Genomic DNA, 18,502 nt, shown 5'->3' with positions numbered 1-18,502 from the left:
GTAGCTGGGCCGACCGACCTTGTCCGATTCCGTACTGCCCCGATCATCCCGCATGGCAAGACGCGTTTTACCATGCACCAATGACCACATCTGGTACTGCGGAGCACGGGCTGCGCCTGATCCCGTTCCACGGCCTGCGCTACGTCCCCGAGCGTGTCGGCAGCCTCGCCGCCGTCACCTCGCCGCCGTACGACGTGGTCGTGCGCCCCGACGGAGTCGACCACCTCGAATCCGCCGACCCGCACAACATCGTCCGCCTGATCCTCCCGCAGGCGGGTACCCCGGCGGCGCGCAACGAGCAGGCCGCGCGCACCCTGCACGACTGGCTCGCCCAGGGCATCCTCAGCGCCGACCCCGAGCCCGCGCTCTACGTGTACGAACAGCGCCGGGCCGGCCTCCTCCAGCGCGGCCTCATCGGCGCCCTCGCCCTGTCCACCGCCGACGCCGGCATCGTGCTGCCGCACGAGGACGTCATGCCGGACGTGGTCACCGACCGGGCCGGCCTGATGCGGGCCACGTCCGCCAACCTCGAACCCCTGCTGCTCACCTACCGGGGCGACGACCCCGACACGGGAGCGGCCGCGGTCGTCGAACGGACCGCCCGGCGCGCCCCGCTCCTGTCGACCACCACCGAGGACGGCTTCCAGCACCGCCTGTGGGCCATCACGGATCCGGCCGAGCTCGACACCGTCATGGCGGACCTGAGCCACCGCCAGGCCCTCATCGCCGACGGCCACCACCGCTGGGCGACGTACCTGCGCCTCCAGGAGGAGCACGCCTCCCCCACCCCCTGGGACTTCGGCCTGGTCCTCCTCGTGGACACCGCCCGCTATCCGCTGCAGGTCCGCGCCATCCACCGGATGCTGCGCCGCCTCCCGGTGGCGGACGCCCTCGCCGCCCTCGACGGCCACTTCCGCGTCCGCCCGGTCGCCGGACCGCTGCCGCTGGCCCTGGACTCCCTCGCGGACGCCTCGGAACGCGGCAACGCCTTCCTGCTCGCCGGCGACGGCGCCTTCCATCTGGTCACCGACCCCGACCTGGCGCTCCTCGACGCCACGGTCCGCCACGACCGCCCCGAGGCCTGGCGCCGGCTGGACGCCACCGTCCTGCACGCCACCCTGCTCGACGCCCTCTGGCACGTCCCGGACGCGCCGGACCAGATCACGTACATCCACGACGCCGCGTCCACCGTGGCCATGGCCGAGCGGCACGGCGGCACGGCGGTCCTGCTGCATCCCGTACGCGAGGAAGTCGTACGGGACTTGGCCCGCCAGGGCGTCACCATGCCCCGCAAGTCCACGTCCTTCGGCCCGAAACCGGCCACCGGCCTGGTCCTGCGCGGCCTGGGCTGACCGGTTCCGGACATGAAGAAGGGCGGTACCCCGGTCGGGGTACCGCCCTTCTTCATGTCACCGTGCCTCAGGCCTTGTCGCCCTCGGTGTCGACGTCGGCGTCGGCCTCGGACTGCTCCAGCGGCTCGTACTCCTCGTCGTCCTCGTCGTAGTACTCGGCGACGTCGGAGGCGCGCTCGGCCGCGGCGATCTCCGCCGCGTCCTCGTCGTCGTCCTCGTCATCGTCGTCCTGGCCCTCGTCGTCGTCCTGGTCCTGGCCCTCAGCGAGGTCGGACAGGTCGATCGAGGCGTCGACGAACTCGACGCCGTCGAGCTCGGCGAGGCGGTCGGAGGCGTCGGTGGCCCCGTCCTTGTCCGCTTCGAGGGTCTTGCCGAACCACTCGCGCGCCTCGTCCTCACGACCGGCCGCCAGCAGGGCGTCGGCGTAGGCGTACCGCAGGCGTGCGGTCCAGGGCTGGACCGAGTTGGAGGCCAGCTCCGGGCTCTGCAGGGTCACGATGGCCGCTTCGAGCTGCCCCTGGTCCCGCCGGGCACCGGCCGCGACCAGACGCATCTCGACCTGACCGGCCTTGTCCAGCTTCTGCACCTCGGGCTCGCCGGCCATGGCCAGCGCCCGCTCCGGACGGCCGAGGCCGCGCTCGCAGTCGGCCATGACGGGCCACAGCTCGACCGAGCCGGTCATGCGCTTGGCGGCGCGGAACTCCGCGAGGGCCTCGCTGTACTTCTGCGTGGCGTACGCGGCGAAGCCGGCGGCCTCGCGGACGGCGGCGACGCGGGAGGCCAGCCGCAGGGCGATGCGCGAGTACGCGTACGCCTGCTCGGGCTCCTCGTCGATCAGCCGCGCGACCATGACGAGGTTCTTGGAAACCTCTTCGGCCAGGCCCTTGGGCAGGCTCAGCAGCTCCTGACGCACATCGGCGTCGATCTCGAAGCCGGTGACGTCCTCGTCGATCGGAAGCCGCTTGACCGGGTCCCGGTCACGGTCCGCGCGGAAGTCACGGTCGCCGCCGCGGTCATCGCGACCACGGTAGCCACCACGGTCACCACCACGGTCACCACCGCGATCGTCACGGCCACTACGGTAGCCGCCACGGTCGCCACCGCGGTCGTCGCGACGGGGGTACGACGGACGGTCGCCGCCACGGTCGTCGCGACCGCCGCGGTAGCCGCCACGGTCGTCGTCACGACGCGGGTAGGACGGACGGTCGCCACCGCGGTCGTCGCGGCGGAAGCCACCGCCACCACCGGAGGGACGGCCACCACGGTCGTCCTCACGACGCGGGTAGGACGGACGGTCGCCACCGCGGTCGTCACGACCGCCGCGGAACCCACCACGGTCGTCGTCACGGCGCGGGTACGAGGGGCGGTCGCCACCACGGTCGTCACGGCGCGGGTACGAGGGGCGGTCGCCACCGCGGTCGTCGCGGCGGAAGCCACCGCCACCACCGGAGGGACGGCCACCACGGTCGTCCTCACGACGCGGGTACGACGGGCGGTCGCCACCACGGTCGTCACGGCGCGGGTAGGACGGGCGGTCGCCACCACGGTCGTCACGACCGCCACGGAACCCACCACGGTCATCGTCACGACGGGGGTACGAGGGGCGGTCGCCACCACGGTCATCGCGACGCGGGTAGGACGGGCGGTCGCCACCGCGGTCGTCACGACCGCCGCGGTAGCCGCCACGGTCGTCCTCACGACGGGGGTACGAGGGGCGGTCGCCACCACGGTCATCGCGACGCGGGTAGGACGGGCGGTCGCCACCGCGGTCGTCACGACCGCCACGGAACCCACCACGGTCATCGTCACGACGGGGGTACGAGGGGCGGTCGCCACCACGGTCATCGCGACGCGGGTACGACGGGCGGTCACCACCGCGGTCGTCGCGGCGGAAGCCACCGCCACCACCGGAGGGACGGCCACCACGGTCGTCCTCACGACGCGGGTACGACGGGCGGTCGCCACCCCGGTCGTCACGGCGCGGGTAGGACGGGCGGTCGCCACCGCGGTCGTCACGACCGCCACGGAACCCACCACGGTCATCGTCACGACGGGGGTACGAGGGGCGGTCGCCACCACGGTCATCACGACGCGGGAAGCTGGGGCGGTCGCCACCGCGGTCATCGCGACGGAAACCGCCACCGCCACCACCGGAGGGACGGCCACCACGGTCGTCATCGCGGCGGGGGTACGACGGACGGTCGCCACCGCGGTCGTCACGGCGGAAGCCACCGCCACCACCGGAGGGACGCCCACCACGGTCATCGCGACGGAAACCGCCACCGCTGCTGGACGGCCGGCCACTGGCACCACGGTCGTCACGACGGAACGGGGGACGGTCGCCGCCACGGTCGTCACGGCCCCCGCGGTAGCCGCCCCTGTCACCGCCGTCGTTGCGACGAGGCTCGCGCTCCGGACGATCGTCGGGAGAGTTGGACATGGGTGTGACTCCTGTCTTCGGGGTACCGCTAGTCATTCTCGCGCAACCAACCCATGGCCGCGCTTCGGCGTAAAGAGGTGAAAAACAAAAAAGGACCCTTGGTCCAGCGTTGAACGCTGGACCAAGGGTCCTTTGAAAGATTGTTCGGCGGCGTCCTACTCTCCCACAGGGTCCCCCCTGCAGTACCATCGGCGCTGAAAGGCTTAGCTTCCGGGTTCGGAATGTAACCGGGCGTTTCCCTAACGCTATGACCACCGAAACCCTATCGGTTTCGAGCGAACAAGCACACTTTGTAGTTATGTTCTAGCTCTAGAAACCAGCAACTGTTCGTTGCTTCAGAACTAACACAGTGGACGCGAGCAACTGAGGACAAGCCCTCGGCCTATTAGTACCAGTCAGCTTCACCCGTTACCGGGCTTCCACATCTGGCCTATCAACCCAGTCGTCTACTGGGAGCCTTACCCTCTCAAGGAGGTGGGAATACTCATCTTGAAGCAGGCTTCCCGCTTAGATGCTTTCAGCGGTTATCCCTCCCGAACGTAGCCAACCAGCCATGCCCTTGGCAGGACAACTGGCACACCAGAGGTTCGTCCGTCCCGGTCCTCTCGTACTAGGGACAGCCCTTCTCAATATTCCTACGCGCACAGCGGATAGGGACCGAACTGTCTCACGACGTTCTAAACCCAGCTCGCGTACCGCTTTAATGGGCGAACAGCCCAACCCTTGGGACCGACTCCAGCCCCAGGATGCGACGAGCCGACATCGAGGTGCCAAACCATCCCGTCGATATGGACTCTTGGGGAAGATCAGCCTGTTATCCCCGGGGTACCTTTTATCCGTTGAGCGACGGCGCTTCCACAAGCCACCGCCGGATCACTAGTCCCGACTTTCGTCCCTGCTCGACCCGTCGGTCTCACAGTCAAGCTCCCTTGTGCACTTACACTCAACACCTGATTGCCAACCAGGCTGAGGGAACCTTTGGGCGCCTCCGTTACCCTTTGGGAGGCAACCGCCCCAGTTAAACTACCCATCAGACACTGTCCCTGATCCGGATCACGGACCGAGGTTAGACATCCAGCACGACCAGAGTGGTATTTCAACGGCGACTCCACAACCACTGGCGTGGCTGCTTCAAAGTCTCCCACCTATCCTACACAAGCCGAACCGAACACCAATATCAAACTGTAGTAAAGGTCCCGGGGTCTTTCCGTCCTGCTGCGCGAAACGAGCATCTTTACTCGTAGTGCAATTTCACCGGGCCTATGGTTGAGACAGTCGAGAAGTCGTTACGCCATTCGTGCAGGTCGGAACTTACCCGACAAGGAATTTCGCTACCTTAGGATGGTTATAGTTACCACCGCCGTTTACTGGCGCTTAAGTTCTCAGCTTCGCAACCCCGAAAGGTCACTAACCGGTCCCCTTAACGTTCCAGCACCGGGCAGGCGTCAGTCCGTATACATCGCCTTACGGCTTCGCACGGACCTGTGTTTTTAGTAAACAGTCGCTTCTCGCTGGTCTCTGCGGCCACCCCCAGCTCAAGCAGCAAGTGCTATCACCAGTGATGGCCCCCTTCTCCCGAAGTTACGGGGGCATTTTGCCGAGTTCCTTAACCATAGTTCACCCGAACGCCTCGGTATTCTCTACCTGACCACCTGAGTCGGTTTAGGGTACGGGCCGCCATGAAACTCGCTAGAGGCTTTTCTCGACAGCATAGGATCATCCACTTCACCACAATCGGCTCGGCATCAGGTCTCAGCCTTATATGAGGGACGGATTTGCCTACCCCTCGGCCTACACCCTTACCCCGGGACTACCACCGCCCGGGCTGGACTACCTTCCTGCGTCACCCCATCGCTTACCTACTACAAGTCTGGTTCGTCGGCTCCACCACTTTCCTTTCCCCGAAGGGTCCGGAACGGCTTCACGGACTTAGCATCGCCTGATTCGATATTGGGCGTTTCAAAGCGGGTACCGGAATATCAACCGGTTGTCCATCGACTACGCCTGTCGGCCTCGCCTTAGGTCCCGACTTACCCTGGGCAGATCAGCTTGACCCAGGAACCCTTAGTCAATCGGCGCACACGTTTCTCACGTGTGTATCGCTACTCATGCCTGCATTCTCACTCGTGAACCGTCCACAACTAGCTTCCGCTGCTGCTTCACCCGGCACACGACGCTCCCCTACCCATCACAGCGGGCGTTGGCCCTATTGCTGCAATGACACGACTTCGGCGGTACGCTTGAGCCCCGCTACATTGTCGGCGCGGAATCACTTGACCAGTGAGCTATTACGCACTCTTTCAAGGGTGGCTGCTTCTAAGCCAACCTCCTGGTTGTCTCTGCGACTCCACATCCTTTCCCACTTAGCGTACGCTTAGGGGCCTTAGTCGATGCTCTGGGCTGTTTCCCTCTCGACCATGGAGCTTATCCCCCACAGTCTCACTGCCGTGCTCTCACTTACCGGCATTCGGAGTTTGGCTAAGGTCAGTAACCCGGTAGGGCCCATCGCCTATCCAGTGCTCTACCTCCGGCAAGAAACACACGACGCTGCACCTAAATGCATTTCGGGGAGAACCAGCTATCACGGAGTTTGATTGGCCTTTCACCCCTAACCACAGGTCATCCCCCAGGTTTTCAACCCTGGTGGGTTCGGTCCTCCACGAAGTCTTACCTCCGCTTCAACCTGCCCATGGCTAGATCACTCCGCTTCGGGTCTAGAGCGTGCAACTCAATCGCCCTATTCGGACTCGCTTTCGCTACGGCTTCCCCACACGGGTTAACCTCGCTACACACCGCTAACTCGCAGGCTCATTCTTCAAAAGGCACGCAGTCACGACCCATTAGGTAAACCCAATGAGCGACGCTCCCACGGCTTGTAGGCACACGGTTTCAGGTACTATTTCACTCCGCTCCCGCGGTACTTTTCACCATTCCCTCACGGTACTATCCGCTATCGGTCACCAGGGAATATTTAGGCTTAGCGGGTGGTCCCGCCAGATTCACACGGGATTTCTCGGGCCCCGTGCTACTTGGGAGATGAGCAAGCAAGCCGCTGATGTTTCGTCTACGGGGGTCTTACCCTCTACGCCGGACCTTTCGCATGTCCTTCGACTACATCAACGGTTTCTGACTCGCCGACCGGCCGGCAGACCGATCAAGCTCATTCCCACAACCCCACATGCGCAACCCCTGCCGGGTATCACACGCATACGGTTTGGCCTCATCCGGTTTCGCTCGCCACTACTCCCGGAATCACGGTTGTTTTCTCTTCCTGAGGGTACTGAGATGTTTCACTTCCCCTCGTTCCCTCCACACTGCCTATGTGTTCAGCAGTGGGTGACAGCCCATGACGACTGCCGGGTTTCCCCATTCGGACACCCCCGGATCAAAGCTCAGTTGACAGCTCCCCGGGGCCTATCGCGGCCTCTCACGTCCTTCATCGGTTCCTGGTGCCAAGGCATCCACCGTGCGCCCTTAAAAACTTGGCCACAGATGCTCGCGTCCACTGTGTAGTTCTCAAACAACGACCAGCCACCCATCACCCTGCACTCCGAAGAGAACAAGTTCACTGGGGCCGGCACTGAAGACATGACCTTACGGCCGTACCTTCAGGACCCAACAACGTGCCAAGCACGATCCCCTCTACTTCACTGTGTTCCACGCCGAAGCAGTACTTACAGAGAGTTTCGGAAACCGTGCCAACTAATCAACGTTCCACCCATGAGCTGACCGTGCAGAACGTTTGTCTGCAATCGGTACTGTGCTCCTTAGAAAGGAGGTGATCCAGCCGCACCTTCCGGTACGGCTACCTTGTTACGACTTCGTCCCAATCGCCAGTCCCACCTTCGACAGCTCCCTCCCTTACGGGTTGGGCCACCGGCTTCGGGTGTTACCGACTTTCGTGACGTGACGGGCGGTGTGTACAAGGCCCGGGAACGTATTCACCGCAGCAATGCTGATCTGCGATTACTAGCGACTCCGACTTCATGGGGTCGAGTTGCAGACCCCAATCCGAACTGAGACCGGCTTTTTGAGATTCGCTCCACCTCACGGTATCGCAGCTCATTGTACCGGCCATTGTAGCACGTGTGCAGCCCAAGACATAAGGGGCATGATGACTTGACGTCGTCCCCACCTTCCTCCGAGTTGACCCCGGCGGTCTCCTGTGAGTCCCCATCACCCCGAAGGGCATGCTGGCAACACAGGACAAGGGTTGCGCTCGTTGCGGGACTTAACCCAACATCTCACGACACGAGCTGACGACAGCCATGCACCACCTGTATACCGACCACAAGGGGGGCACTATCTCTAATGCTTTCCGGTATATGTCAAGCCTTGGTAAGGTTCTTCGCGTTGCGTCGAATTAAGCCACATGCTCCGCCGCTTGTGCGGGCCCCCGTCAATTCCTTTGAGTTTTAGCCTTGCGGCCGTACTCCCCAGGCGGGGAACTTAATGCGTTAGCTGCGGCACCGACGACGTGGAATGTCGCCAACACCTAGTTCCCAACGTTTACGGCGTGGACTACCAGGGTATCTAATCCTGTTCGCTCCCCACGCTTTCGCTCCTCAGCGTCAGTAATGGCCCAGAGATCCGCCTTCGCCACCGGTGTTCCTCCTGATATCTGCGCATTTCACCGCTACACCAGGAATTCCGATCTCCCCTACCACACTCTAGCTAGCCCGTATCGAATGCAGACCCGAGGTTAAGCCTCGGGCTTTCACATCCGACGTGACAAGCCGCCTACGAGCTCTTTACGCCCAATAATTCCGGACAACGCTTGCGCCCTACGTATTACCGCGGCTGCTGGCACGTAGTTAGCCGGCGCTTCTTCTGCAGGTACCGTCACTTTCGCTTCTTCCCTGCTGAAAGAGGTTTACAACCCGAAGGCCGTCATCCCTCACGCGGCGTCGCTGCATCAGGCTTTCGCCCATTGTGCAATATTCCCCACTGCTGCCTCCCGTAGGAGTCTGGGCCGTGTCTCAGTCCCAGTGTGGCCGGTCGCCCTCTCAGGCCGGCTACCCGTCGTCGCCTTGGTGGGCCATTACCCCACCAACAAGCTGATAGGCCGCGGGCTCATCCTTCACCGCCGGAGCTTTCAACTCCCGCCCATGCAGGCAGGAGTGGTATCCGGTATTAGACCCCGTTTCCAGGGCTTGTCCCAGAGTGAAGGGCAGATTGCCCACGTGTTACTCACCCGTTCGCCACTAATCCACCCCGAAGGGCTTCATCGTTCGACTTGCATGTGTTAAGCACGCCGCCAGCGTTCGTCCTGAGCCAGGATCAAACTCTCCATGAATGTTTACCCGTAATCGGGTGCACACATCACTTAGAGCGGGCGCATCATGTCGGAATATGACCGACGCGCCACAACGTCCTCGCTGTGTTGTTGCCTGCAAGTGCTCCACAAGGAAGCCTTACAGGTCTTTTTCAAAGGAACCTCATCCACCGAAGTGGACGGGGTATCAACTTCTGGCGTTGATTTTTGGCACGCTGTTGAGTTCTCAAGGAACGGACGCTTCCTTTGTACTCACCCTCGCGACATCCGCTGGGGCTTTCCTCCGGGCTTTCGTTCTGCTGTCTTGCGTTTCCAACTCTACCAGATCATTTCCGCGCCGTTTCCGGCGATGGATTTGAATTCGGCGACCGTTGGGGGTCTTTGCCTTTCGGCGTTCACTACGTTAGCGCTTTTCCCTTGTGACGCATAATCGAGTCACCGGCAGAGAATTCGGGCATGCCGAATAGAACCCCGCCAGGGGCAAGTCGTAGGTAGTGGGTTGGCCGCTCAGGGTCTGCCGATGGCAGTGCCCCGTAAAAGCGGCTCGAGCTACGTTAGGCGTCCGGCAGGGCCGAGTCAAGTTGAGCGGCGGCGTGGTGCGTGGGCGCGGTGCGGGCTCACCGTCGGGTCGTGGGTGCCGCAGAAGCAGTACGGGTGGTCCGCGCCGGCACCGCCGACTCCCGTGCGCGGACCGCTCCTCACCAGGTCGGACGAGGCGGGGGTGGCCACGAGGAGGGACAGGGGCGAATCGGGACCCGCGCAGAGGTACGTCCCGTCCAACGCGCGGTCCACGTCCAGACCGGTTGCCAGTCGGGCCGGCTTCTTGGCGGGTTCTCGCGGGCTTCTGGCTGAAAATCGACGTTTGAAGGACCAAGTCACCCCGACGTGGCCAGCCGTCCGGCCCGGGGTCGGCGCTCGGCGACTCAGGCTCCGGCGGGCGGTTTGGCTCGCGGGCTCAGTCGGTACGCCGAGACCGTCGGATCGCCGGCGAGGTGGAACCGGTGTTGCCAGTCGTGGGCCTTGCTCACGCCTACCCGAGGACCAGCCTGGATGAGCGCGGCAGGCACCTGCTCCCCGTCGGACAGCACGACCGAGGTACCCGTCAGAAGGTCTGCGCCGTTGTGCTCCCCGGTGATGCCGAGGGCCTGACAGAAGTTCCCCGGGCCTCGGGCAAGGCGTGGGCTCTCGACCGTCTCCCCCCGTCGCTTGCGTGCCAGCTCTTCCCCCTCGATGACCCTGCCCGCCCGGATGAGGACGGCCGAGGCAATGCCGTCCGTACCGGTGACGACGTTGGCGCACCAGTGGAGGCCGTGGGACCGGTACACGTACAGGTGTCCTGCGGGTCCGAACATGACCGCGTTACGGGGTGTCCGGCCTCGGTAGGCATGGGAAGCCGGGTCCGCCGCGCCGGAGTACGCCTCGGTCTCGGTGATGGCGATGCTCACGGTTCCCCGGGCGGTCTTGCAGGTGAGGACACTCCCGAGCAGCTTGGGGGCGACTTCTTCGGCAGGCTGGGCGAGGAGATCGACATTCATGCTGACTGCCTTGACGTGCCGGAGACGAAGTGGACGTATGCGTGTCTGGACGGGCCGGACGTCGACGCGTTGCGGGCGGTGCGGCCGCGGCAGGCGCGGGAGCCGGGGTCGCTCTCCCCTTCGTACGCCTCGACCTCCGTGATGCGCAGTTCGAGGGGGTCCGGGGCCGCAGGGGGGGCCGGGCGGTCGAAGGGGGAGCGGGGAAGGGGCGTACGGTCAGGGCGCGCGCTCATCCGGTCGAGCGTAGTGGAGCGCGTCCCCCTGGAACCGGGGCCTAAGGTTCCGCGTTGGTACAGGGTAGTCGCGGCGTAGTCGCCAGATCCTTTCAAGGGGAGTTAGAGCATGGGCTTCAAGAAGCTGTTCGCGAGCCTGGGCGCCGGTGGTGCTTCGGTGGACACGATCATCACCGAGCCGAACGTCGTGCCGGGCGGGATCGTCCAGGGCGAGGTGCGGATCCAGGGTGGATCCGTGGAGCAGCAGATCGAGGGGCTGTCCGTCGGGCTGCAGGCGCGGGTCGAGGTCGAGGGCGGCGACCAGGAGTACAAGCAGGACATCGTCTTCACCAAGCAGCGTCTGGGCGGTGCCTTCAAGGTGCAGCCCGGTGCGCTGCACGTGGTGCCGTTCGGGCTGGAGATCCCGTGGGAGACGCCGATCACCCACTTCGGGGGTCAGCACCTGCACGGGATGAACATCGGGGTCAGCACCGAGCTGGAGATCGCGCGCGCGGTGGACGCGGGCGACCTCGACGCGATCAACGTGCACCCGGTGCCGGCGCAGCAGGCGATCCTCGATGCCTTCCGGCAGCTCGGCTTCACGTTCCGCAGCGCGGACATGGAGCGCGGGCACATCCGTGGGACGCGTCAGTCGCTGCCCTTCTACCAGGAGATCGAGTTCCTGCCGCCGTCGCAGTACCGCGGGCTGCACCAGGTCGAGCTCACCTTCATCTCGGACGGCCGGGAGATGGACGTCGTGCTCGAGATGGACAAGAAGCCCGGTCTGTTCACCGAGGGCAGCGACACCTACCGCTGCTTCCAGGTGGGTCTGCAGTCGTACCAGGGCACGGACTGGGCGGCGTACCTGAACCAGTGGATCGCGTCGGTCGGTTCGCAGCGCAACTGGTTCTAGGCTCGGAACCGCGTCCGTACACGGCGGGCGCGGTCCGATGTCTCCCCTTCGTCTCCCCCTTCCGGAGGTTCAGCAGTGCCAGAGCAGAGCAGGTCGCACCTTCCGCACGACTTCCACCCCGAGGTCGCGTCCTTCACCGTGACGAGCGAGGACGTCTCTCATGGAGCCGACCTGCACGCCGCCCAGGTCCTCACGGGGAAGAACGTCTCGCCGCACCTGCGCTGGGAGGGCTTTCCCGAGGGGACGAAGAGCTTCGCCGTGACCTGCTTCGACCCGGACGCGCCCACGGGCAGCGGGTTCTGGCACTGGGTCCTCTTCGACCTGCCCGTTTCGGTGACGGAGCTGCCGGCCGGGGCGGGCACCGGGGACTTCGCGGGGCTGCCGGAGGGGGCCGTGCACGCGCGGAACGACTACGGCACGAGGGACTTCGGCGGTGCGGCCCCGCCGCGCGGGGAGCGGCACCGCTACGTGTTCACCGTGTACGCGGTGGACCGGGAGCAGCTCGGCCCGGACGAGGACTCGTCGCCGGCGGTCGTCGGATTCCATCTGCGGTTCCACGCCCTGGGGCGTGCGCAGCTCGTCGCGGAGTACGAGGCGCCCGCCGCGCGCTGATCGTTTCCCGAGCGTTCGCCCGGTCCTGGTCTAAAGAAGGCCAGGACCGGGCATTTTTATTGCGTTGTCCCGCGTGGCGCGCGCGGCCAGAGTGGTTGCGGGCCCTGCTGCCAGGGTGGTCGCGGGCCTGCACACGGAGGTGGGCGAGATGCGGGACACGCTGGTGCTGAATGCGAGCTTCGAGCCGCTGTCGACGGTGACTCTGAATCGTGCTGTGGTTCTGGTGCTCCAGGACAAGGCCGTCGTCGAACAGTCGCACCCCGAGCTGCGTGTGCGCGCGGCCACCATGGATCTTCCGATGCCCCGGGTGATCCGGCTCTGCAGGTACGTCCGGGTGCCCTTCCGAAGACATGCTCCCTGGTCGCGGAGGGGGGTGTTGGTCCGGGACCAGCACCGTTGCGCGTACTGCGGGAAGCGCGCGACGACCGTGGACCACGTACTGCCGCGGGCCCAGGGGGGTGGCGACACCTGGCTGAACACGGTGGCGTCCTGCGCCGAGGACAACCACCGCAAGGCGGCGCGGACTCCTGAGGAGGCGGGGATGCCGCTCCTCCGGAAGCCCTTCGTGCCGTCGCCGGCGGATGCGATGCTGCTGGCCCTGGGGGTGGCCGGGCAGGAGGCGCTCCCGGAGTGGCTGGAGCGCTCCGCCTGAGCGGATCTCCCACGTTCGGTGGAGGCGGTCGCGCTGGGCGGCGTAGTTCTTCTACGTCGCTCAGCTGACGAGCAGTTGGACGATGGCGAGGATGCCGACCGTAACGATGACCGCGCGCAGGACGGTCGGCGAGAGGCGCCGGCCGACCTTGGCGCCGATCTGACCGCCGATCGTGGAGCCGACGGCGATGAGGGCGACGGCCGTCCAGTCGAACTCTGCGACGAAGAGGAAGACGACGGCCGCGATGCCGTTCACCAGAGCGGCGATGACGTTCTTGACGGCGTTGATGCGTTGCAGGTCCTCGCGGAGCAGCAGGCCCATCAGGCCGAGGTAGAGCACGCCCTGGGCAGCACCGAAGTAGCCTCCGTACGCGCTGGAGAGCAGCATGCCGCCGAGCAGGGCCGGTCCGCCGTCGGGGTGGCCGGTGTCGTCTCCGGCGGCTTCCTGGCGTCGGCGCAGCGCCGCGGCGAGCCGGGGCTGGAGGACGACGAGGACCAGGGCCAGGGCGATCAGGACCGGCACGATCGTGTCGAAGGACTCGGACGGCAGGGTGAGGAGCAGGAGCGCGCCCGCGAGTCCGCCGATGAGGGACACGGCGCCGAGCCGCAGGATGCGGGCGCGCTGGCCCTGGAGCTCCTTGCGGTAGCCGATGGCTCCGCTGATCGAACCGGGCACCAGGCCCAGGGTGTTGGACACGTTGGCGGTGACCGGGGGCAGTCCGGTGGCGAGCAGCACCGGGAAGGTGATCAGGGTGCCGGAGCCGACGATGGTGTTGATCGTGCCCGCGCCGATGCCGGCGGCGAAGACAGCGAGTGATTCCCAGATGGACATGGACGGTGCCATCCCCTTTGCATGAGTGAGTCGCCTCCCCGCCATGAAGGTCGAGGGGCCTCACTGATCATGCAGGAAGGGGTGGCGCGTGTCAGTCGATGGGGGGCTGTTCCCGGCGGTCCGCGCCGTCCTTGTCCCGCGCGGCCGGGATGCCGCCGCCGTCCTTGCCGGTGCCGCCCGGGTTGAAGCCCGAACCGCCGGCCATGGGGCCGAAGTTGCCCATGGCTCCGGAGAGGCCCTTGAGGGCGTCGCCGATCTCGCTCGGCACGATCCAGAGCTTGTTGGCGTCGCCTTCGGCGATCTTCGGGAGCATCTGGAGGTACTGGTAGGCGAGGAGCTTCTGGTCGGCGTCGCCGGCGTGGATGGACTCGAAGACCGTACGGATGGCCTGTGCCTCGCCCTCGGCGCGCAGCGCGGCGGCCTTGGCGTCACCTTCGGCGCGCAGGATGGAGGACTGCTTCTCACCTTCGGCGCGCAGGATCTCGGACTGCCGGACGCCTTCGGCCTGGAGGATCGCGGCGCGCTTGTCGCGGTCGGCGCGCATCTGCTTCTCCATCGAGTCCTGGATGGAGGTCGGCGGCTCGATGGCCTTGAGCTCGACGCGGTTGACGCGGATGCCCCACTTGCCGGTGGCCTCGTCGAGGACTCCGCGCAGGGCCGCGTTGATCTCCTCGCGGGAGGTGAGGGTCCGCTCCAGGTCCATGCCACCGATGATGTTGCGGAGCGTGGTGACGGTGAGCTGCTCGATGGCCTGGATGTAGCTGGCCACTTCGTAGGTCGCGGCCCGGGCGTCGGTCACCTGGTAGTAGATGACGGTGTCGATGTTGACGACCAGGTTGTCCTGGGTGATGACGGGCTGCGGCGGGAACGGAACGACCTGTTCGCGGAGGTCGATCCGGTTGCGGATCGAGTCGATGAACGGGACGACGATGTTGAGGCCCGCGTTCAGGGTGCGGGTGTAGCGGCCGAACCGCTCGACGATGGCGGCGCTGGCCTGCGGGATCACCTGGATCGTCTTGACCAGTGCGATGAAGACCAGAACCACCAGAATGATCAGGACGATGATGATCGGTTGCATGCGGTTCCCCGTGCCCTTCCGGCTGTCTGTGCTGCCCCGTTGATCGGAGTCTCGCAGACCCGGGGGCCGCGAGCAGGCTGCTTCTCACATCACGACGGCGGTCGCCCCGTCGATCTCCACGACGTCGACGGACTGGCCGGGTTCGAAGCTGGTGTCCGCGTCGAGGGTGCGCGCGGACCAGACCTCACCGGCGAGTTTGATGCGGCCGCCGCTGCCGTCGACCCGTTCCAGGACGACGGCTGATCTGCCCCTCAACGCGTCGATGCCGCTGCGGTGTTGGGGGCGCTGGGTGCGGTGCCGGTTGGCGATGGGGCGGACGACGGCGATGAGCGCGACCGACACGATCACGAAGACCAGGACCTGCGCCACCACTCCCCCGCCGACGGCAGCCGTGACGGCGGCCGCGACCGCGCCCACGGCGAACATGCCGAACTCCGGCATGGCGGTCAGGACGAGGGGGATGCCCAGTCCGACCGCGCCGATGAGCCACCACACCCACGCGTCGATGTCCACATGGTCATGGTAGGTCCGGTGGGCGCGGTCCGGACAGGGTGCGGGGACCCGCAAGAGGGTTGAGAGACGGCCTAGCCGAGCGGAAGGCCCTGGGCGGTCCAGCGGTCGGCGCCGTTGCGCGCGACGACCAGCGGGAGGCCGAAGCAGAGGGAGAGGTTGCGGGAGGTCAGTTCGAGGTCGATCGGGCCCGCGGTGACGACCTTGCCCTGACGGACCATCAGGACGTGGGTGAAGCCGGGGGCGATCTCCTCGACGTGGTGCGTGACCATGACCATCGACGGGGCGAGCGGGTCGCGGGCCAGGCGGCCGAGGCGGCGTACGAGGTCCTCGCGACCGCCGAGGTCGAGACCGGCGGCGGGCTCGTCGAGGAGCAGCAGCTCGGGGTCGGTCATCAGGGCGCGGGCGATCAGCGTGCGCTTGCGCTCGCCCTCGGAGAGGGTGCCGAACTTGCGGTCGAGGTACTCGGTCATGCCGAGGCGGTCGAGGAAGGCGCGGGCGCGCTGCTCGTCGACGTCCTCGTACTCCTCCTGCCAGGTCGCCGTCATGCCGTAGGCGGCGGTGAGGACGGTCTGCAGGACGGTCTGCCGCTTGGGCAGCTTGTCGGCCATCGCGATGCCGGCGACACCGATGCGGGGGCGCAGCTCGAAGACGTCCACCTTGCCGAGGGTGCTGCCGAGGATGGTGGCGGTGCCCTTGGTGGGGAAGAGGTAGCTGGAGGCGAGGTTCAGCAGTGTGGTCTTGCCGGCGCCGTTGGGGCCGAGGATCACCCAGCGCTCGCCCTCCTTCACCGACCAGGAGACCTGGTCCACCAGAGCCCGGCCCTCGCGGACCACGGATACGTCCACCAGCTCCAGAACATCGCTCATGAGCGTGTTGTCACCCCTTGCAGTCACGGTTCTCTGTGCGCCGGTAGACGCAGCCCCAAGGGAAAACCTACGCCACTCGGAGCGGGGTCCGGGGCCGGGGCCCGGTGCCGGGGCCGATCCGTAAAGTGGGGGGATGCTTTTCGAACCACGTTCAGGGCGCTTGGCCGCCTGGGGGAACGCACTGCTGGCCGGTCTGGTCTCGCCCGACGAGGCCGTGTTGTCGATCGTGGGCGAGGACGCCGTGCACCGGGTGGAGGGGCTGGCGGGCGAAACGGGCCCCGTCGGTCTCACCCTGGCGCTCGGCCGGCTGCGGGCCCTGGGGGTGACGGGGCTGCGGGTGGCGCTGCCGGCACCGGGGCATCCGCTGGGTCTGAGCGGGCCGCCGGAGTTCAATGCGCGCGCGCTGGAGGCGGAGGAGGCGGTCGTCGCGGTGGGAGCGGCGCTGGGGCTGGTGCCGGAGGTGTCCGAGGTCGGCCCGGCCGGGGACGTCCACGTGTCGGTGACCTGGCACGTGCTGCCCGTACGGGAGGCCCCGCCGGCCGACGTGCCCTCGCTGGGCGAGGCGGAGCGGGAGCTGGCGGAGGCGCTGCGCGAGGCGACCGAGGTGCTGACCCGGCTGGACGTCGCGGGGTCCGGGCCGGCCGCGGAGGCCGCGCTGTCGGCGTACCGGGCTCGGGCGGAGGCCGGACGGGAGGCGCTGGCGCCGGGGTATCCGGCGCGGGCGGTACGGGTGCTGGCGCTGGCGCAGCGGGTGGACCTGATGGTGTCGCTGGCGTACGAGAACGGGCACGGGGGCGCGGTGGCCGCCTCGGAGATGGCGGCGCGGGCGGAGGCGCTGCGGCCGGTGGAGCGGGTCGCACGGCGGGCGCTCGTGGCGGCGTACAACTCGGCCGTAGAGGCGCGCGAGCGGGGGTGATCCCCCGGGCCGGGGCGTTGCCGGGCGTGGCTGCGGCGCCGCTGCGCGGGCGGCCCCGGCTGCGCCGGGCTTCGTGGGGCTGCGCCCCGCGCCCCGCGCCCCGAACTCCCCGGCTACCGCTGGGAGGTGCCCCCTGGCGGGGCTGGGGTGGGCGCGCCTCAACGCCGAAGGGGCGGATCGGGCGCGCCACGGCGACGGAGGAGGCGGATCAGCGGGGGATTGCTTGCGCCGTGACGCCGGTCGGGCCGTCGCCGACCGGGACGGTGGCGGTCCTACCCGTTCTGGTGTCGATCACCGACAGGGTGTCCGAGTCGAAGTTGCTGACGTGGACGCTGCGGCCGTCCGGGCCTACGGCGAGGCCGTTCGGGCCGTCGCCCACGGCGACGGTTTCCGTCACGGTGTGGCTGCGGGTGCTGATGACCGACACGTCGTCCGACCTGAGGTCGGCGACGTAGACGCGGCGGCCGTCGGGCAGGACTCCGATGCCCGCGGGCTGGTCGCCGACCGGGATGCGGTCCGTCTCCGTACGCGCCCGGGTGTCGACCACCGACACGTCGTCCGAGTCCAGGTTGGAGACGTAGAGGCGACGGCCGTCGAGGGCGAGGGCGAGGGCGGTGGGTCCGCCGCCGACGGGGATCTCGGCGGTGACCGCGCCGCTGTCGGTGCGGATCACCGAGACGCTGTCGGAACCGGCGTTGGCGACGTACAGCGTGCGGGCGTCCGGTGTCACCGCCAGGCCCAGGGGTGCGTCGCCCACGGCGATGGTGTCCGTGACGGAAAGGGTGCGAGGGCTGATCACCGACACGGTGCCCGAGCCGACGTTGGCCACGTAGACGTTCGTGTTGTCCGGGGAGACCGTCACCCTGCTCGGTTCGTGTCCGACCGCGACGGTGTCGACGACCGTCCTGGTGCGGGTGTCGACCACGGACACGGTGTCCGCCGCGGAGTCGGTGACGTAGAGGCGGGAGCCGTCGGGGCTGAGGGCCACGCTGTCGGGGCCGTTCCCCACGGGAACGGTGTCCACGACGGTGCCGGAGCGGGGGTCGACGACCGAGACCGTGTCGGAGTGGAGGTTCGCCACGTAGACGAGGGCGGAGGCGGCGTGGGTGGGGCTCGCCGTGGGCGCTGCCGCCTGCGCCCCGGGCGGGTACGGCGGTCCCATCAGGCCCACTGCCGCGGCGAACACGACGGCGGCGCATCGGACGATGTCCCGGTTCCTCGTCATGCGGGCCACGCTAGGACCGCGGGCGGGGCCGCGGGATGAGGCTCGCGCGCGGGCGGGGTCGATGGCCCCCGTCTGCCCGCGA

At 67.0% G+C, this 18,502-nt stretch carries 13 protein-coding genes, 3 rRNA genes and 2 pseudogenes; 5 read left to right on the top strand and 13 right to left on the bottom strand.

Features of this window, described 5'->3' with window-relative positions:
* Nucleotides 1-80: 80 nt before the first annotated feature.
* On the top strand, nucleotides 81-1,352 hold the full coding sequence (locus OG207_RS32705; protein ID WP_329103495.1) for a DUF1015 domain-containing protein: 1,272 nt from the start codon (nucleotides 81-83) through the stop codon (nucleotides 1,350-1,352).
* Between the two features lie 67 nt (nucleotides 1,353-1,419).
* Here the strand turns inward: OG207_RS32705 and OG207_RS32700 are convergent, their stop codons facing one another.
* The 8 genes and pseudogenes from OG207_RS32700 to OG207_RS32665 all read right to left on the bottom strand — a co-directional run bounded on the left by OG207_RS32700 (nucleotide 1,420) and on the right by OG207_RS32665 (nucleotide 10,835).
* Nucleotides 1,420-2,265 (bottom strand): hypothetical protein, encoded by an 846-nt coding sequence (locus tag OG207_RS32700; RefSeq protein WP_329108066.1) that lies wholly within the window; start codon nucleotides 2,263-2,265, stop codon nucleotides 1,420-1,422.
* Between the two features lie 555 nt (nucleotides 2,266-2,820).
* Nucleotides 2,821-3,705 (bottom strand): annotated as a pseudogene (locus OG207_RS32695) (hypothetical protein); the annotation flags it as partial.
* 229 nt (nucleotides 3,706-3,934) lie between these two features.
* Nucleotides 3,935-4,051: ribosomal RNA gene (gene rrf, locus OG207_RS32690) — 5S ribosomal RNA — on the bottom strand.
* Nucleotides 4,052-4,157: 106 nt separating this feature from the next.
* Nucleotides 4,158-7,280: ribosomal RNA gene (locus OG207_RS32685) — 23S ribosomal RNA — on the bottom strand.
* A gap of 283 nt (nucleotides 7,281-7,563) precedes the next feature.
* Nucleotides 7,564-9,088, bottom strand: a 16S ribosomal RNA gene (locus tag OG207_RS32680).
* Together the 16S, 23S and 5S rRNA genes form the textbook arrangement of a ribosomal RNA operon.
* A 555-nt stretch (nucleotides 9,089-9,643) precedes the next feature.
* Nucleotides 9,644-9,949, bottom strand: a pseudogene (locus OG207_RS32675) (DNA-3-methyladenine glycosylase); the annotation flags it as partial.
* 41 nt (nucleotides 9,950-9,990) lie between these two features.
* Complete coding sequence (locus OG207_RS32670; protein ID WP_329103493.1) at nucleotides 9,991-10,602, bottom strand: DNA-3-methyladenine glycosylase; 612 nt, start codon at nucleotides 10,600-10,602, stop codon at nucleotides 9,991-9,993.
* On the bottom strand, nucleotides 10,599-10,835 hold the full coding sequence (locus tag OG207_RS32665) for a DNA-3-methyladenine glycosylase (RefSeq protein WP_329103492.1): 237 nt from the start codon (nucleotides 10,833-10,835) through the stop codon (nucleotides 10,599-10,601). The genes OG207_RS32670 and OG207_RS32665 overlap by 4 nt, the downstream gene beginning before the upstream one ends.
* 109 nt (nucleotides 10,836-10,944) lie before the next feature.
* Here OG207_RS32665 and OG207_RS32660 point away from each other — a divergent pair, with 109 nt between their 5' ends.
* The 3 genes from OG207_RS32660 (at nucleotide 10,945) to OG207_RS32650 (ending at nucleotide 12,991) form a co-directional block, all read left to right on the top strand.
* Nucleotides 10,945-11,727 carry a sporulation protein gene (locus OG207_RS32660; protein ID WP_030010486.1) on the top strand — a complete coding sequence of 261 codons (783 nt, stop codon included), beginning with the start codon at nucleotides 10,945-10,947 and terminating at the stop codon, nucleotides 11,725-11,727.
* Between the two features lie 75 nt (nucleotides 11,728-11,802).
* Nucleotides 11,803-12,339, top strand: a complete 537-nt coding sequence (locus tag OG207_RS32655) for a YbhB/YbcL family Raf kinase inhibitor-like protein (RefSeq protein WP_329103489.1) — start codon at nucleotides 11,803-11,805, stop codon at nucleotides 12,337-12,339.
* A 148-nt stretch (nucleotides 12,340-12,487) separates the two neighbouring features.
* Entirely contained in the window at nucleotides 12,488-12,991 is a 504-nt protein-coding gene (locus OG207_RS32650; RefSeq protein WP_037930702.1) for an HNH endonuclease, read from the top strand.
* Nucleotides 12,992-13,051: 60 nt separating this feature from the next.
* Here OG207_RS32650 and OG207_RS32645 read toward each other — a convergent pair whose 3' ends face one another.
* From OG207_RS32645 to OG207_RS32630, 4 genes are all read right to left on the bottom strand, one after another.
* A complete protein-coding gene (locus OG207_RS32645; RefSeq protein WP_329103482.1) occupies nucleotides 13,052-13,822 on the bottom strand; it encodes a sulfite exporter TauE/SafE family protein in 771 nt (256 codons plus the stop codon).
* A gap of 91 nt (nucleotides 13,823-13,913) precedes the next feature.
* The gene (locus OG207_RS32640) at nucleotides 13,914-14,900 is read right to left on the bottom strand and encodes an SPFH domain-containing protein (protein ID WP_329103480.1); all 987 of its coding nucleotides are present in this window, start codon (nucleotides 14,898-14,900) and stop codon (nucleotides 13,914-13,916) included.
* Between the two features lie 84 nt (nucleotides 14,901-14,984).
* Nucleotides 14,985-15,413 carry an NfeD family protein gene (locus OG207_RS32635; RefSeq protein WP_301372001.1) on the bottom strand — a complete coding sequence of 143 codons (429 nt, stop codon included), beginning with the start codon at nucleotides 15,411-15,413 and terminating at the stop codon, nucleotides 14,985-14,987.
* A gap of 71 nt (nucleotides 15,414-15,484) precedes the next feature.
* Nucleotides 15,485-16,279 (bottom strand): ABC transporter ATP-binding protein, encoded by a 795-nt coding sequence (locus tag OG207_RS32630; RefSeq protein ID WP_329103478.1) that lies wholly within the window; start codon nucleotides 16,277-16,279, stop codon nucleotides 15,485-15,487.
* Nucleotides 16,280-16,412: 133 nt separating this feature from the next.
* Here OG207_RS32630 and OG207_RS32625 point away from each other — a divergent pair, with 133 nt between their 5' ends.
* On the top strand, nucleotides 16,413-17,195 hold the full coding sequence (locus OG207_RS32625; RefSeq protein ID WP_329103477.1) for a hypothetical protein: 783 nt from the start codon (nucleotides 16,413-16,415) through the stop codon (nucleotides 17,193-17,195).
* Nucleotides 17,196-17,403: 208 nt separating this feature from the next.
* On the opposite strand, the gene OG207_RS32620 is transcribed toward OG207_RS32625, so the two are convergent.
* Nucleotides 17,404-18,420, bottom strand: a complete 1,017-nt coding sequence (locus OG207_RS32620; RefSeq protein WP_329103474.1) for a YVTN family beta-propeller repeat protein — start codon at nucleotides 18,418-18,420, stop codon at nucleotides 17,404-17,406.
* Nucleotides 18,421-18,502: the final 82 nt, after the last annotated feature.

Source organism: Streptomyces sp. NBC_01439 (assembly GCF_036227605.1).
In the GTDB taxonomy this organism is placed as follows: Bacteria; Actinomycetota; Actinomycetes; order Streptomycetales; family Streptomycetaceae; genus Streptomyces.
The sequence above is the reverse complement of the archived record's forward strand: the minus strand, read 5'-3'. Positions and strand labels throughout refer to the sequence as shown.